This window comes from Nocardioides convexus (genome assembly GCF_011090295.1).
In genome coordinates this window covers 4,010,584-4,024,545 of record NZ_JAAMYA010000001.1, presented here as the reverse complement: position 1 = coordinate 4,024,545, position 13,962 = coordinate 4,010,584, and the positions used below count along the sequence as shown (strand labels likewise).

Here is a 13,962-nt window from a genome sequence, read left to right as displayed (position 1 = left end):
CCTTCCAGCGGAAGGTCTGGAAGGTCCGCGCGGCGCGGGTGTCGATGGGGTACTTGGAGTAGACGACCAGGCCGTACTGCCCCGGGAACAGCCCGAAGCCGAAGGCGTCGTCCCCACCGGCGACCTTGCCGTCGTTGTTGAGGTCGAAGCCGCTGGGCACACCGGTGTTGGACGGCGCGACGAAGGCGTAGGGGTAGCGCACCGGCGCCGCGCCGTGGTGGCCGACCTCGAGGTAGTTGCGCCGGAAGAGGTCGACCGCGCGCGGGTCGTAGTCGAACTCGTTGATCAGCACCACGTCCGGGTCGACCCGCTGGATGGTCTCGGCGACATTGCTCGCCTGCGGGTCGCCGGGGGTGGACAGGTCGGCGACCAGGCTCCCCTTGCGCGCCGCGGTTGAGCGAGGCGTTGAAGGTCGCGAACCGGACCGGCTCGCGGTGGCCGTGCCCACCGGGCGGGTGCGCGTCGGCCGGCGCCAGCAGCGCGCCGAGCGGAGCCAGGACGGCCAGGGTGAGCAGGACGGTCAGCAGACGTCGCACGAGCGTTCCTCCGAGCAGGGATGCGGGACCCGACCGACCCTAGGCGCAGGGTCCGACGCAATGCACCCCGTGCGGCGGTGAAGACTCGGTGAACGCCGTCAGCGCGACGCCCGTCAGCGGGTCCGGGCCCGCCTCCGCGAGATGGCGTCCACCGCCGCCGCGAGCAGCAGGACGACGCCGGTCGCCACCTGCTGCCACTGCGGGTCCAGGCTCGGGCGCAGCAGCAGCCCGTTCGGGATGATCACGATCACCAGCGCGCCGATCACGGCGTCGCGCGGCTTGCCGCGGCCACCGAAGAGGGACGTGCCGCCGATCACCGCCGCCGCGACCGAGAACAGCAGCGTGTTGCCGCCACCGAGGTCGAGCGAGGCCGAGGACTGGAAGGACACCAGCATGATCACGCCGAAGGCGCCGAAGGCCGAGCACAGGATGAAGGCGGTGACCTTCATGTGCACCACGTCGATGCCGGCGCGGCGCGCAGCCTCCTCGTTGCCGCCGGTGGCGTACAGGTGGCGTCCCCAGGTGGTCTTCGACAGCAGCAGGGTGCAGGCGATCATCAAGGTGATCACCACGACGGCGGCGATCGGGATGCCCTGGATGGTGCGGTACGGGTTGAGGCTCCGGTTGCCGCTGGCGAGCGCGGTGATGACGAGGCCGGCGAGCGCGAGCGCGCCGCCGCGCAGCAGCACCAGGCTGAGCGCGTCACGGGCCAGGCCGGCCCGCTTGGCCCGCAGCGACTCCAGCACGGTGTAGGCGACGTAGCCCGCGACGACGACGATGACGAAGACCCAGGCTCCACGTCACGCTGAGCGTGCCGTAGGTGAGGTCGTGCCACAGCCTGGAACTGCGAGACGTTGATCGGCTGGCCCTGCAGCGCGAACTGGACGACGCCCTGCCAGGCGAGGAAGAGCGCCAGGGTGACCACGAGGCTCGGGATGCCGACCTTCGCGACGAGGTAGCCGTTGAGGGTGCCGACCGCGGCGCCGATGCAGACCGCCGCGATCAGGCCGGGCACGAGGTGCTGGGTCAGGTTGGTGACCACCAGCACGAAGCCGAGCGCGACGACCACCGCCCCGGTCCAGGCCTTGAGCCAGGCGGCGAGCGCGGTGGCGAGCGCGAGGCCGACCACGAGCGACCAGTACATGAAGTCGGGGAGCCTGGCCGTGCAGACTGGCCGTGGAAGATCCCGACAGCGGCGATGCCGGCCGCCGCTCCGCCCGCCGTACCGGCGGACAGGTCGATCTCGCCGAGCAGGAGCACGAACACCAGCCCCATCGCGATCACGGCGATGTAGGCGCCCTGCCCGGGCAGGTTGCCGATGTTGTAGCGGCCGAGGAACTTGTCGCTGACCTGCATGAAGATCAGCGTCAGCACGACGAGGCCGAGCACGCTCGGCAGCGCACCCGGGTCGCCCGAGCGCAGCCGCCCGATCCAGTCCCGGAAGGCGTTGCCGATGGAGCGCTCCTCGACGTCGAGGGAGAAGCCGCCGCGCTGCTGGGTCGCGGGGCCGGTGGTGGGCGAGGTGGTCATCTCGGCTCCTCAGATGCTCTCGTTCGCGACGGCCGGCGCGAGCCCGATGTCGCCGCTGCGGCCGGCGGTGATCAGGCTCGACGATCTGGGTGGTGCTGCTCTCGCTGGTCTTGACCTCCGCGGCGACCTGCCCGAGGTAGAGGGCCACCACCCGGTCGGCGACCTCCATGACGTCGTTCATGTTGTGCGAGATGAGGACGACGCCGCGGCCCTGGTCGGCGAGGCGGCGGACCAGGTCGAGCACCTGGCGGGTCTGGGCGACGCCGAGCGCCGCGGTCGGCTCGTCGAGGACGACGACCTTGCTGTTCCACAGCACGGCCTTGGCGATGGCGACCGTCTGGCGCTGGCCGCCGGAGAGGCTGGCGACCTTCTGACGGACCGAGGAGACGGTCCGCACGGACAGGCCCTCCAGGGTCTCGCGGGCCTTCTTCTCCATCTCCCCGTCGGCGAGGAAGGCGCCGAGGCGGCGGATCTCGCGGCCGAGGAACATGTTCTGGGTGATGTCGAGGTTGTCGGCCAGCGCGAGGTCCTGGTAGACGAACTCGATGCCGAGCCCGGTCGCGACCCGCGGGTCGTCGAGGCTGACCGGGACGCCCTCGAAGGTGACCTCGCCCGAGTCGATGCCGTGGATGCCGGCGATGCACTTCACCAGCGTCGACTTGCCGGCGCCGTTGTCGCCGACGAGGGCGGTGACCTCGCCGGGATAGACGGCCAGATCCACGTCGCGCAGGACGTGCACGGGGCCGAAGCTCTTGTTCAGGCTTTGCTGATCTGCAGGATCGGTGAGGTCACGAGGGTCCGTTCGGGTCTACGAGGTGCGGGCGAGCAGCGCCGTGGCGGTGGCCGGTCGAGCCGGCCACCGCCACGGACGGGATCAGGACAGGCCGAGCCTTGGCGCAGGCGTCCTCGATGTTCTTGCAGAGGCTCCGCCGTGGTCAGGGCGCCGGCGTCGACGACGTCCTTGACGTTGGCCTGGGTGATGACCTGGGCCGGCAGGAGCAGCGCCTGGATCTTGTGAGCCGGGCTCTCCGGGTCGGCGAAGTCGGACGAGCTTCAGGCCGACCGACGACGGGTCCTTGCCCTGGATCAGTGCGATCGCGAGTCTGGGCGGCGGCCTGCGCCTCCAGGCTGACGTCCTTGAAGATCGTCATGCTCTGCTTGCCGGTGATGACGTTCTGCAGGCCCTCGACGGAGGCGTCCTGACCGGTGATCACGACGTGGCCGGCGAGACCGTTGTCCGTCAGCGGGCCGCCGATGATCGCGTTCGCGATGCCGTCGTTGGCCGCGACCACGCCCTCGACCACGCCGTCGGCGGAGGTCAGCGTCTGGGCGAACGGCTGCGGGGCGTTCTCGTTCTTCCAGCCGAGGACGGTCTGCTCGCCGACGATGTCGACCTTGCCGTCCTTCTTCAGCGGGTCGAGCACGGTGTGCGCGCCCTTGGAGAAGAGCACGGCGTTGTTGTCGACGTCCGTGCCGCCGTTCATGATGATGACCTTCGGGTTCTTCACGTCCTGCTGGTCCAGGCAGTCCAGCATCGTCTGCGCCTGGAGCTTGCCGACGTCCTCGTTGTCGAAGGACACGTAGTACGGCGCCGAGCCGCCGAGGTTGACCCGGTCGTAGTCGATGACCTTCACGCCCGCGGCCGCGGCCTGCTTCTCCACGCTCGCACCGGAGGCGGCGTCGATGGAGTCGATGATGAGGACGTCGACACCGTCGCCGATCATGTTCTGCGCGATCGAGGCGAACTTCTGCACCGAGCCCTGGGCGTTCTGGATGTCGGCCTGGATGCCGGCCTCCTTGAGGGCCTTGCCGAGCAGCGGCTTGTCGTAGAGCTCGTAGCGCGTCGACGAGGTCGTGTCGGGCAGGATCACGCCGACCTTGCCGGAGGCCTTGCCCAGGTTCAGGTCGGTCGGGGCGGCCGCACCGCTCTGCGGCGGGTTGTCCAGGCTTTGCAGGCGGCGGTCACCTTGGCGGAGCCCGAACCGCCGTCGTTGCTGCTGTCGTCGTTGCCCCCACACGCGGCGAGGCTGGCGGCGGCCGTCAGGGCCGCGATCAGGCTGACCGCGGGACGGCGGATCTGGATGGACATGTTCCTCCTCGGCGAGGCATTTCAGGAGCTCGAAGGCGAGCATCGTTGCGACTCCGAGTGTCGTGGCTCACACGTTAATGGTCAAGACTTGAACACAAAATCGCTCGATCTCGGTTCTGACAGCGATTAATGGATGGCACTTGACCATTCTTAGGTACGACGGGCAGGGTGCTCCCCATGAGCGACCCCGATGCGCAGCCCGCCCGGTCCGCCGGCGCGCTGCGGTCGGCGAACGAGCAGCGCGTCCTCGACGTGCTGCGGCAGCCGGGCGACGCCGACGGGGACGGCCACGTGCCGCACACGCAGGCCGACATCGCCCGGGCGACCGGCCTGGCCCGGGCCACCGTCTCCAACATCGTGCGCGACCTCTCCGCCCGCGGTCTGGTCGACGCGACCGCCGGTGCCGGGCGCCGTGGCTCCTCCGTGCGACTCTCCGGGAGCGTGGGGGTCGTGCTCGGCATCGACTTCGGCCACTCGCACCTCTCGGTCGCCGTCGGCGACCTGACCGGCAACGTGATCACCGAGGAGCGCCTCCCGGTGCGGACCCCGCTGCCGCCTCCCGACGCCCTGCGGAAGGCACGCGAGGTCGCCGAGCGGCTGCACCCCGACCTCACCGAGGTGCGCACCGTCGGGCTCGGCCTGCCGGCGCCGGTCATCCACGACACCATCGGGACGCCGGCGATCTTCCCCGGCTGGGACGACACCGATGCCCGCTCGCTGGCGACCAGCGTGTTCGGCGTACCCGCCCTGGTCGAGAACGACGCCAACCTCGGCGCTCTCGCCGAGCACCGCGCCGGGGTCGCCCGGGGCGCGCGGCACGCCGTGTTCGTCAAGGTTTCCTCCGGCGTCGGCGCCGGGCTGATCCTCGACGACCGGGTGTTCCACGGCGCGCACGGCACGGCCGGCGAGATCGGCCACCTGACCCTCGACGACCAGGGCCCGCTGTGCCGGTGCGGCAGCCGTGGCTGCCTGGAGGCCTACGAACTCGACCACCGTCGTCACCGAGATGCTCGCCGACCAGGCTGCCCGGCGCGACCTTCGACGAGGTCGTCGAGGCGGCGGCGAGCGGCAACGGCGCCGCACGGCGTGCGCTCGAGGACGCCGGTCTGCACCTGGGCTGGGCGATCGCGACGATCGTCAACCTGATCAACCCCGAGATCGTGATCATCGGTGGCGAGCCTCGCCAAGGCCGGCGACCACCTCCTGGAGCCGGCCCGGGTGGGCCTGCGCCGCCACGCCCTGGACTCGGCCACGAGCACGCCGCTGCGCGCGAGCGAGTTCGGCGAGCGGGCGAGCCTGGTCGGTGCGGTGCTGCTCGCCTCCGACGGCACCGACCTGCGTACGCCGGCCTGACCCCCGTCTACGCCGCGGATGCCGGGGTACCAGTGATCCGGGCCGGAGGGCCCGAACGAATCTGGAGGGAAACAATGTCACTCATCTTGTGGATCCTGGCCGTCATCCTCGTCGTGTCGGGGATCGTGAGCCTCGTTCGTGGCGAGCCTCCTGTGGGGGATCGTGCTCATCGTGGTGGGCCTGCTGGTCGGCCCGGGCGGCGTCAGCCTCTTCACCTGACGCACCCTGTCCACCTCGCGGCGTGCCCCTCGCGCAGGGGCACGCCGCGTCGTGGTTCTCAGCCTCGGCGAACGCCGCGGTAGATCCCGCGCCGCACGACCCACGGCTGCAGCACCCGTCGTACCGACCACGCGGGGAAGCGGAACGGGTGACCCGAGGGCGCGAACACCCGCAGCCCGTCCTGCTCCGGGCCGAGCACCGAGCCCCACCGCGTCTCCCGCCCCCGGTACGACGCCAGCGGCCGCCCCGCGAGGTGGGCGATGACGTTGCGGGCGAGCAGCCCGTCGGCCCGGTTGCGCGCCGAGGTGCGCAGCGGGTCGGTGGCGGCCACGTCACCGATCGCGAAGACGCCGGGCGCCCCGGGCACCTCGAGCGTGGGGCCGACCCGGACGAAGCCGTCCGCGTCGAGCAGCCTGCGGGGGCAGCCAGCCGGTGTTCGGCCGGACCCGCCCGATCGCCCACACCACCGCGTCCGCGGGCGTCGCCGGCTCGCCGGAGGACCACTCCACCGGGCCGGTGGTGATCGCGTCGGGGACGAAGCCCGGCGCGAGGCGCGCACGGTGGCCGGGCAACAGACTCGACACCCGCCCGGAGCAGTCTGCGACGGGCGACCGACCACACCCGGGGGTGGTGCCGCGGCAGCGCCCGCTCACCCGGGAACGCCAGCGTCACGGCCCGGTCGGGCCACCGGGTCGCGACCTGCAGGGCGGTGCTCACCGCCGCCGCACCCCCGCCGACGACCAGCACGGAGTCCGCCGCGGCGAGCCGCGCGTGGTCGCTCGCGAGCGCGGTCGAGACATCCGCGTCGGTCTGGAAGGCCGGACGGCGCCAGAAGCCGTTGCTGACGCCGGTGGCGATCACCAGGACGTCGTAGGGGATGTCCTGAGGATCGGGCGTGGTGGTGACGATCTTGCGCGCCTGGAGGTCCAGACCGGTCAGGCTCGGCGTGCACCACGCGAGCGGCGTCGAGGCGGCGGAAGCGGTCGAAGCCGATCCGGTAGTCGCGCGACCAGTCGTCGGGCCGGGCCAGCCGCAGGCCGGTCTCCTGGCCACTGACCAGGCCGGGCTTGCTGGACACGCCGACCACCTCGACGTCGGCACGGGCCAGGCGGATCGCGGTCAGCAGACCGCTGTCGCCGAGCCCGGCGACCACGACGCGGGGACGGCTCACGGCCGCCTCACGCCCGGCGGGGAGGACGCGGGACCAGCCGCGGCACCCGGTCGATCACGTCCTGGTACGCCGGGCGCCGCTCCAGGCTGCGCTTCTCCATCATCGGGATGCTGGCGCCCTGGAACATCGCCGTCATCGCGACCCCGCCGACGACCAGCCACCACCAGTCCTCCGGTGCGCCCGCGATGCCGAACAGCGCGAGCGACCACCAGAAGGCGATCTCGCCGAAGTAGTTCGGGTGCCGCGACCACGACCACAGCCCGCTCTCCATGGCCTGCCCGGGCTGACGCACCTTGATGAAGGCCCGCATCTGCGCGTCGGCGACGTACTGCAGGACGGGGGCACCGATGCCGACGACCGTCGCGACCACGTCGAGCCAGCCGAGCGGTTCGCCGGGGCGCGCCAGCACGGCGTACGCCGGCACGAGGCCGAGGAAGACGATGAGCGTCGGCACCAGGTGGATCGCCACGAGGTCGGCGACGATGCCGAACCGGCCCGCACCCTCGCGCAAGGGTGCGTAGCGGAAGTCCTCGTGGTGCAGGCCGGGCCAGTCGTGCAGCCAGTTGCCGGTGAGCCGGACGGCCCACACGAGCACGACGATCATCAGCAGCACCGCGCGGCCGTCGTCGACGCCGTCGAGGCCGCGCCCGGCGAGGAGCCAGAACACCACCAGGAACGGCGGGAGCACGCTCCAGTACGGGTCGTAGCAGGCTGGAGTTGCGCAGCGTGCGGCTACCGGCGAACACCACGAACGTCGCGAGGAGGTCGGCGAGGAGCCCGTCCAGCCAGAGGTGACCGGTGTCGGGACCGGCGAGGAGGTACGCCGTGGCGGCACCGAACGCGATCAGGTACACCAGCCCGACCCGGGCCAGGGACGCGGTCTTGCTCATCCCGGGAGCGTACTGGAACGTGTTCTAGTTTGGGGAGCCTTCGCGACTACTTGGCCGCGAGCACCACCACCACCGCCTCAGCCGTCCCGGCGGTGCGCACCGCCGGTGCCGTCGGGGTCGATCCGCTCGGCCTCGCGCAGCCGGTCCTCGCGCTGGGCCGCCTGCTGGAGGTAGCCCGTCTCGGCCTCCGTGGCACGCTCCTGCGCCCGCTCGGCCTCGACCCGCAGGCGCTCGGCCTCCAGCCGCTGCTCCCGGGCTGCGATCTCGGCGTCCGGCAGGGACCGGGCGTGCTGCTCCGCCTCGACGCGCAGGCTCGGCGGCCCGCACCCGCCGGTGCTCCTCGTCGCGCTTGCGCCTGCGGCTCAACAGGCTCGCGGCGAGCGCGAGCACCGCGAGGACGACCACGACCGCGACGACGAGCCAGATGACTTGTTCGGTGTCCATCACCGGGCGTTACCCCGGCACGGTCCTCTCACTCGCCGCCGCGGCCAGGCGATTCAGCGCCCCGAGCAGGACACCGTGCCGGTGCGCAGCGCGTGGCTGCCGTCGTTGCCGTCGTCGGCCCACACCACCGGCTTGCGGTCGCTCGCGCAGGTGCTCTGCGGCGCGATCGCGAAGCCCTCGTTGTTGTAGTTCGGCATCCCGCTCGGGCGGTCGTAGACCGCGGCCGCGGTGAAGGCTCCGGTGGGGGCGACCTTGAAGGTGGCTGCCTTGCCCGAGCAGGTGTCGTCGCAGACCGCCCACAGGGTGCCCAGCGCAGGCTCCCACTCCAGGTCCATCACCCCCGCGAGGCCGCTCGCGAAGGAGGTGAGCCTGGTGAAGCCGCCCGCCTCGTTCAGCACGTAGCCGTGCACCGCTCCGCCGGTCTCGATGCCGACGAGGAAGATCCCGCCGAAGTGCGCCGGATAGGCTCGCCGGGTCGTACGTCGCCCCCGTGCTCGTCCGGAACCCGGCCGCCGTCAGGGCCGCGTCCGGCACGAAGGTCAGCGCCTCGATGCCGCCGTTGGCGGAGACCGCCGGGAGGTCCGCGGTGAGGTTCCACTCGCGGGTGGCGCTCAGGCTCGTGGCGGAGCCGCTGACGTCGTACCGCAGGACGGAGAGGCGGCTGGTGCCGCTGGCCGAGCCGTCGCGCTCGCTCCCCACGAACACCCCCGCCGACGCGCCGGCACCGGTGACCGCGACCGCCTCCGCGTCGGGGCTGCCGCTGCCGCCCGGGAACCGCACGCTCTTGCCGCTGGTCCAGCCCGAGGTGGTGTCCGGCTTCCAGCCTCCGGAGCCGTTCGGCACCAGGCGCCACAAGCTTGCCGCTGTTCTGCGCACCCCACAGGGTGCCGGTGCCGTCGTAGGCCAGCCCGCTCAGGTCGCTGCCGAAGACGTTGGTCCCGTCGGCCGTCGCGACGCTGCCGCCACCCGGCCACGCCTGGGTGGCGACGGCGCACTGGTTGGCGCCACCCTTGGTCGCCGCCTGCGTGGTGGCGAAGGCGCCGGTGCCGTTGGGGCAGCGGCCCCAGGTCGTGCTCGCGTGCGCGCTCCAGGCTGGTGGAGTCGACCACCGTGCCCGCGCCGGTCAGCAGCCGCGCCTGGTCGGCCGCACCGAGCCCGAAGCCGGGCTCCACGGTCACCACGTAGTAGGCGCCCGGCTGCAGCACCGTCCCACTCGGGATCCGCGCCGGCGTGTGCGAGGAGTCGTCGTCGAGGACGCCCCAGCCGGAGACGTCCACGGCGGTCGTGCCGGTGTTGAGGATCTCGACCCAGTCCCCGGCGCTGTCGCCGTTCGACTCGACCTCGTTGATGTGGACCTCGCTCGCGGCGGCGCTCGCCGGCGCGGTGAGCAGCGGCAGGCCGAGGGCGGCGGTGAGTGCGGGCAGGGCGGTCAGCGCCGCGAGGCGCGCCCGAGAGTGAAGTGACATGGCCGGGAGCGTCCTGGCCCTCGGCGAACGGCAGGTGAAGGACGGGTCCGCGGGTCGCTGACGCGCGGGTGTCGGGTCAGGGCGTCACGGTGCCGTGGTCGGCGTCGTAGGTCTCGCCGGTGAGCCTTGGTCTTGGCGAGGCTGATCAGCGAGGCGACCTTGCCGCCCGGGGTGTCCCAGTACTCCCCCGCCTCGACGTCCACGCGCAGCAGGACGGCGTTCGGGTCCTCGGGGCCCTCGGGCATCCACGCCTCGGCGAAGGTGGTCCACAGGCTCCTCCAGCCTTCGCCTGGTCCTCCACCACGGACGCCCGTCCGCGCAGCGCCACCCACGAGTCACGCGCCGAGAACGTCAGCGCGACCGTCGGCTCCGACTCCAGCGCACGCACGTGCGCGGTGTCGCGAGCCGTGATGAACCACAGGCTCCGCGCTCGGGTCGACCTCCTGGCGCGCCATCGGCACGCTGCGCGGACCGTCCGGCCCGAAGGTCGTGAGCATGCCGATCGGCATGTCCCTCATCAGGCTCGACCAGACTTTGTCCTGCTCGGCGTCGGCGGTCATGGGTCTCCCTCGTCGTCGGTCGGTGCCGACCTCCGGGGTACCCCTGCGCCGGGCGCGGATACGGCGCGCGACGTCAGCGCTTGCGGCGGTTGGCCCGTCCCCCGGCGCGGGCGACGACCTCCTCGCCGCGGCAGACCCGCACCACGAAGAGGTCCTCCTTCGGCATCCGCTCGGCGACCTCCGCGGTCGCGACCAGGTCGTCGCCGGCCCGCGCCGGGCTCAGGTAGTCGATGTGCACCGCGCTGACGACCCCCGAGTGCTCGTCGTCGTTGGCGGCCGCGGCGAGCGCGACGCCGGCCAGGGAGAACAGGAACGAGCCGTGCGCCGTCCCGTGCGGGTTCAGGTGGTCCTCGCTCACCCGGACCCGGGCGGTGGCCCGGCCTCCACCGTTCCCGGTGACGTCGATGCCCAGCAGGGCGGCGTACGCGTCGGGGCGCGGCGCGCTCATCGCGGGTCCACGAAGATGTCGAGCTCCAGGTCGTCCCCGTCGCCGTACGACGACAGGTCGCTCACGCCCGCCTGGCGCAGCACGTCCACGTCCAGCAGGGCCTCGCCGGTCTGCTCGCGCGAGGGACGGGTGAGGATCTCGATCGCCGCGTCGGCGACGATCTCGGGGGTGCGCGCCCGGGCGACCGCCTCGTCGCCGCCGAGCAGGTTCTGGACCGCGGCGGTGGCGATGAGCGTCTCGGGCCACAGGCAGTTGGCAGCGACGCCGTCCTCGGCGTACTCCGCCGCCCAGCCCAGGGTGAGCAGGGACATGCCGTACTTCGCCAGGGTGTACGCCGGGTGCTTGCCCAGCCACTCGGGCGAGAGGTTGAGCGGCGGGCTGAGCGAGAGGATGTGCGGGTTCGTGCCGACGCGCAGGTGCGGCAGGCAGGCGCGGGTCAGCAGGTAGGTCCCGCGGAGCCTGGATCTGGGTCATCAGGTCGAAGCGTTTGACCGGCAGGCTCCGCGGTGGGGGCGAGCGCGATGGCCGAGGCGTTGTTGACGCAGATGTCGATGCCACCGAAGCGCTCGACGGCCCGCGCCACGGCCTCCTCGACCGACGCCTCGTCGCGGACGTCGCCGACGACCGCGAGCGCCCGGCCGCCCGCGGCCTCGATCTCGGCCGCGGCCGTGTGCACCGTGCCGGGCAGCCGCGGGTCGGGGGCGTCGGTCTTGGCGAGCAGGACGACGTTGGCGCCCTCCCGTGCAGCGGCCAGCCCGATGGCCAGGCCGATGCCCCGGCTGCCGCCGGACATCATCAGGGTGCGCCCGGCGAGGCGGGCGGTGGGGGTCGTCGTCATGCCCGCACTATTACGCAAGTCGGACGACCGAACCAAGAGTGTTAGACATAGGTCACAACACTTTTTCTCCAGCCGTCCGATCGTCGTAACATGCGCGGTGCCATGCCCGTCCTGAAGCCCGTCACGACCCGCTCGGCCCTGCTCACCCTGATGCTGGCCGCGGAGGTCCCGAGCCTGTCCACCCGCGAGATGGTCGCGGCGGCCGCCGTCGTCGGCTTCGCCGAGCCCACCGTCCGCGTTGCCCTCTCCCGGATGAGCACGGCGGGTGACGTGGTCCGCGACGAGGACGGGCGCTTCCGGCTCGCCGACCGGCTGCTCGAGCGCCAGCGCCGCCAGGAGCAGGCGGCCCACCCGCGGCGCCACGCGTGGGGCGGCGAGTGGGAGCTCGTGGTGGTCACCACGGCCGGGCGGACCGCCGCCGAGCGCGCCGACCTGCGCGCCACCCTCACCGGGCTGCGCCTCGCCGAGCCTGCGCGAGGGCGTGTGGACCCGGCCGGCCAACCTGGACCTCACCTGGCCCGCCGCGGTCGAGGAGGTGTGCGAGCGGTTCACCGGCGGCCCCCAGGCCGAGCCGGCGCAGGCTCGCGGCCCGGCTGTGGGACCTCGACGGCTGGGCGCGCACGGCGCGGGACCTGCTCGACGCCACGCACACCGACGACCCCGTGCTGCGCTTCACCGCCTGCGCGACCTCGGGCCGCCACCTGCTCACCGACCCCGTGCTCCCCGCCGCGCTGCTGCCCGACGACTGGCCCGGCGAGGAGCCTCCGTGCCGAGCACGTGGCCTACAAGGCGTGGATCAACCAGGTGCGGCGCGGCTGTTGAGGCTCACTCCCACTCGATGGTGCCCGGCGGCTTGCTGGTGATGTCGACGGTGACCCGGTTGACCTCGGCCACCTCGTTGGTGATCCGGGTCGAGATCCGCTCCAGCACGTCGTAGGGCAGCCGGGCCCAGTCGGCGGTCATCGCGTCCTCGGAGGTGACCGGGCGGAGGACGACGGGGTGGCCGTAGGTGCGGCCGTCGCCCTGCACCCCCACGCTTCGTACGTCGGCGAGGAGCACCACCGGGAACTGCCAGATGTCGCGGTCCAGGCCCGCCGCGGTCAGGCTCGGCGCGGGCGATCGCATCCGCGGCGCGCAGGATGTCGAGACGCTCGCGGGTGACCTCGCCGATGATCCGGATGCCGAGCCCGGGGCCGGGGAACGGGTGGCGCCAGACGATCTCGGGCGGCAGGCCGAGCCTGCTCGCCGACGAGGCGGACCTCGTCCTTGAACAGGGTGCGCAGCGGCTCGACGAGCCTGGAACTCGAGGTCCTCGGGCAGGCCGCCGACGTTGTGGTGGGACTTGATGTTGGAGGTGCCCGCTCCCCCACCGGACTCGACGACGTCGGGGTAGAGGGTGCCTTGGACCAGGAAGCCGACCTTGGTGCCCTCGGGGGCGTCCTTGATGATGTCGAGTCTCGGCGGCCTCGAAGGTGCGGATGAACTCGCGGCCGATGATCTTGCGCTTGGTCTCGGGGTCGGAGACCCCGGCGAGAGCGTCGAGGAACTGCTTCTCGGCGTCGACGACCACCAGGCTTGGCGCCGGTGGAGGCGACGAAGTCGCGCTCGATCTGCTCGGTCTCACCCTGGCGCATAAGGCCGTGGTCGACGTAGACACAGGTGAGGCGGTCGCCGATGGCCTTCTGCACGATGGCAGCGGCGACCGCGGAGTCGACGCCACCGGACAGGCCGCAGATGGCGCGGCCGTCGGGGCCGACCTGCTCGCGGATCCGCTCGATCTGCTCCTCGGCGATGTTGCCGATGGTCCAGGTCTGGCGGCAGCCGGCGATGTCCCACAGGAAGTGCTCGAGCACCTTCTGGCCGTGCTCGGAGTGCAGCACCTCGGGGTGCCACTGGACGCCGGCGAAGCCGCGGTCGACGTTCTCGAAGGCGGCGACGGGGGTGCCGGCGGTGGAGGCGAGCACCTCGAAGCCAGCAGGGGCCGCGGTGACGGAATCGCCGTGCGACATCCACACCTTGTGCTCGGTCGGGATGCCGCCGAGCAGGGTGCCGGCCCGGCCGACGTGCACCTGGGTGCGGCCGTACTCGCGGGCACCGGTGGCCGAGACCGTGCCGCCGAGGCCCTGGGCCATCGGCTGGAAGCCGTAGCACATGCCGAAGACCGGGGTGCCGGCGTCGAAGAGCGCCGGGTCGATGCCGGGCGCACCGTCCGCGTAGACCGAGGACGGGCCGCCGGAGAGGATGATCGCCTTGGGCCCGCGGGCGACCATGTCGGCGATCGGCATCGTGTGCGGGACGATCTCGGAGTACACCCGCGCCTCGCGCACCCTGCGGGCGATCAGCCTGCGCGTACTGCGCCCCGAAGTCCACCACCAGGACCAGGTCGTGCTCGGCATGGGTCTCCTGGGGCACCGTCAT

General features: G+C 72.3%; 19 protein-coding genes and 1 pseudogene. 4 read left to right on the top strand and 16 right to left on the bottom strand.

The window, feature by feature from the left end; translation table 11 throughout:
* Positions 1-649: 649 nt before the first annotated feature.
* The 3 genes from G5V59_RS29950 to G5V59_RS29940 form a co-directional block, all read right to left on the bottom strand.
* The gene (locus G5V59_RS29950; RefSeq protein WP_278260151.1) at positions 650-1,219 is read right to left on the bottom strand and encodes an ABC transporter permease; all 570 of its coding nucleotides are present in this window, start codon (positions 1,217-1,219) and stop codon (positions 650-652) included.
* The gene (locus tag G5V59_RS29945; protein ID WP_278258894.1) at positions 1,102-2,805 is read right to left on the bottom strand and encodes an ATP-binding cassette domain-containing protein; all 1,704 of its coding nucleotides are present in this window, start codon (positions 2,803-2,805) and stop codon (positions 1,102-1,104) included. Before G5V59_RS29945 ends, G5V59_RS29950 begins: the two co-directional genes overlap by 118 nt.
* A gap of 196 nt (positions 2,806-3,001) precedes the next feature.
* A complete protein-coding gene (locus tag G5V59_RS29940; protein WP_278258893.1) occupies positions 3,002-4,198 on the bottom strand; it encodes a substrate-binding domain-containing protein in 1,197 nt (398 codons plus the stop codon).
* Positions 4,199-4,332: 134 nt separating this feature from the next.
* On the opposite strand from G5V59_RS29940, the gene G5V59_RS29935 reads away from it, so the two are divergent.
* From G5V59_RS29935 to G5V59_RS38020, 3 genes are all read left to right on the top strand, one after another.
* Positions 4,333-5,301 carry an ROK family protein gene (locus tag G5V59_RS29935; protein WP_278258892.1) on the top strand — a complete coding sequence of 323 codons (969 nt, stop codon included), beginning with the start codon at positions 4,333-4,335 and terminating at the stop codon, positions 5,299-5,301.
* Positions 5,302-5,325: 24 nt separating this feature from the next.
* Positions 5,326-5,508 (top strand): hypothetical protein, encoded by a 183-nt coding sequence (locus G5V59_RS29930; RefSeq protein ID WP_278258891.1) that lies wholly within the window; start codon positions 5,326-5,328, stop codon positions 5,506-5,508.
* Positions 5,509-5,646: 138 nt separating this feature from the next.
* Entirely contained in the window at positions 5,647-5,727 is an 81-nt protein-coding gene (locus tag G5V59_RS38020) for a GPGG-motif small membrane protein (protein ID WP_341351338.1), read from the top strand.
* Between the two features lie 58 nt (positions 5,728-5,785).
* Here G5V59_RS38020 and G5V59_RS29920 read toward each other — a convergent pair whose 3' ends face one another.
* From G5V59_RS29920 to G5V59_RS29865, 12 genes are all read right to left on the bottom strand, one after another.
* Entirely contained in the window at positions 5,786-6,058 is a 273-nt protein-coding gene (locus G5V59_RS29920) for a hypothetical protein (RefSeq protein ID WP_278258890.1), read from the bottom strand.
* 1 nt (position 6,059) lies between these two features.
* The gene (locus G5V59_RS29915) at positions 6,060-6,380 is read right to left on the bottom strand and encodes a hypothetical protein (protein WP_278258889.1); all 321 of its coding nucleotides are present in this window, start codon (positions 6,378-6,380) and stop codon (positions 6,060-6,062) included.
* Positions 6,377-6,898, bottom strand: a complete 522-nt coding sequence (locus G5V59_RS29910) for a hypothetical protein (RefSeq protein ID WP_278258888.1) — start codon at positions 6,896-6,898, stop codon at positions 6,377-6,379. The genes G5V59_RS29915 and G5V59_RS29910 overlap by 4 nt, the downstream gene beginning before the upstream one ends.
* A 7-nt stretch (positions 6,899-6,905) precedes the next feature.
* The gene (locus G5V59_RS29905; RefSeq protein ID WP_278258887.1) at positions 6,906-7,586 is read right to left on the bottom strand and encodes a DUF1295 domain-containing protein; all 681 of its coding nucleotides are present in this window, start codon (positions 7,584-7,586) and stop codon (positions 6,906-6,908) included.
* A gap of 226 nt (positions 7,587-7,812) precedes the next feature.
* The gene (locus G5V59_RS29900) at positions 7,813-8,232 is read right to left on the bottom strand and encodes a hypothetical protein (RefSeq protein WP_278258886.1); all 420 of its coding nucleotides are present in this window, start codon (positions 8,230-8,232) and stop codon (positions 7,813-7,815) included.
* A 9-nt stretch (positions 8,233-8,241) separates the two neighbouring features.
* A complete protein-coding gene (locus tag G5V59_RS29895) occupies positions 8,242-8,931 on the bottom strand; it encodes a hypothetical protein (protein WP_278258885.1) in 690 nt (229 codons plus the stop codon).
* Complete coding sequence (locus tag G5V59_RS29890; RefSeq protein WP_278258884.1) at positions 8,844-9,698, bottom strand: lamin tail domain-containing protein; 855 nt, start codon at positions 9,696-9,698, stop codon at positions 8,844-8,846. Before G5V59_RS29890 ends, G5V59_RS29895 begins: the two co-directional genes overlap by 88 nt.
* Positions 9,662-10,030 carry a pyridoxamine 5'-phosphate oxidase family protein gene (locus G5V59_RS29885; RefSeq protein ID WP_278258883.1) on the bottom strand — a complete coding sequence of 123 codons (369 nt, stop codon included), beginning with the start codon at positions 10,028-10,030 and terminating at the stop codon, positions 9,662-9,664. Before G5V59_RS29885 ends, G5V59_RS29890 begins: the two co-directional genes overlap by 37 nt.
* Before the next feature lie 3 nt (positions 10,031-10,033).
* A complete protein-coding gene (locus G5V59_RS29880) occupies positions 10,034-10,258 on the bottom strand; it encodes a hypothetical protein (protein ID WP_278258882.1) in 225 nt (74 codons plus the stop codon).
* Positions 10,259-10,331: 73 nt separating this feature from the next.
* Entirely contained in the window at positions 10,332-10,706 is a 375-nt protein-coding gene (locus tag G5V59_RS29875; protein WP_278258881.1) for a hotdog fold thioesterase, read from the bottom strand.
* Entirely contained in the window at positions 10,703-11,017 is a 315-nt protein-coding gene (locus G5V59_RS29870) for a hypothetical protein (protein ID WP_278258880.1), read from the bottom strand. The genes G5V59_RS29875 and G5V59_RS29870 overlap by 4 nt, the downstream gene beginning before the upstream one ends.
* Positions 11,018-11,142: 125 nt before the next feature.
* Positions 11,143-11,544, bottom strand: coding sequence for an SDR family NAD(P)-dependent oxidoreductase (locus G5V59_RS29865; protein ID WP_278258879.1), 402 nt, complete (start codon positions 11,542-11,544; stop codon positions 11,143-11,145).
* A 102-nt stretch (positions 11,545-11,646) separates the two neighbouring features.
* Between G5V59_RS29865 and G5V59_RS29860 the strand changes: the two genes are divergently transcribed.
* Positions 11,647-12,366 carry a PaaX domain-containing protein, C- domain protein gene (locus tag G5V59_RS29860; RefSeq protein WP_278258878.1) on the top strand — a complete coding sequence of 240 codons (720 nt, stop codon included), beginning with the start codon at positions 11,647-11,649 and terminating at the stop codon, positions 12,364-12,366.
* 3 nt (positions 12,367-12,369) lie between these two features.
* Here the strand turns inward: G5V59_RS29860 and guaA are convergent.
* Positions 12,370-13,962: pseudogene (gene guaA / locus G5V59_RS29855) on the bottom strand (glutamine-hydrolyzing GMP synthase).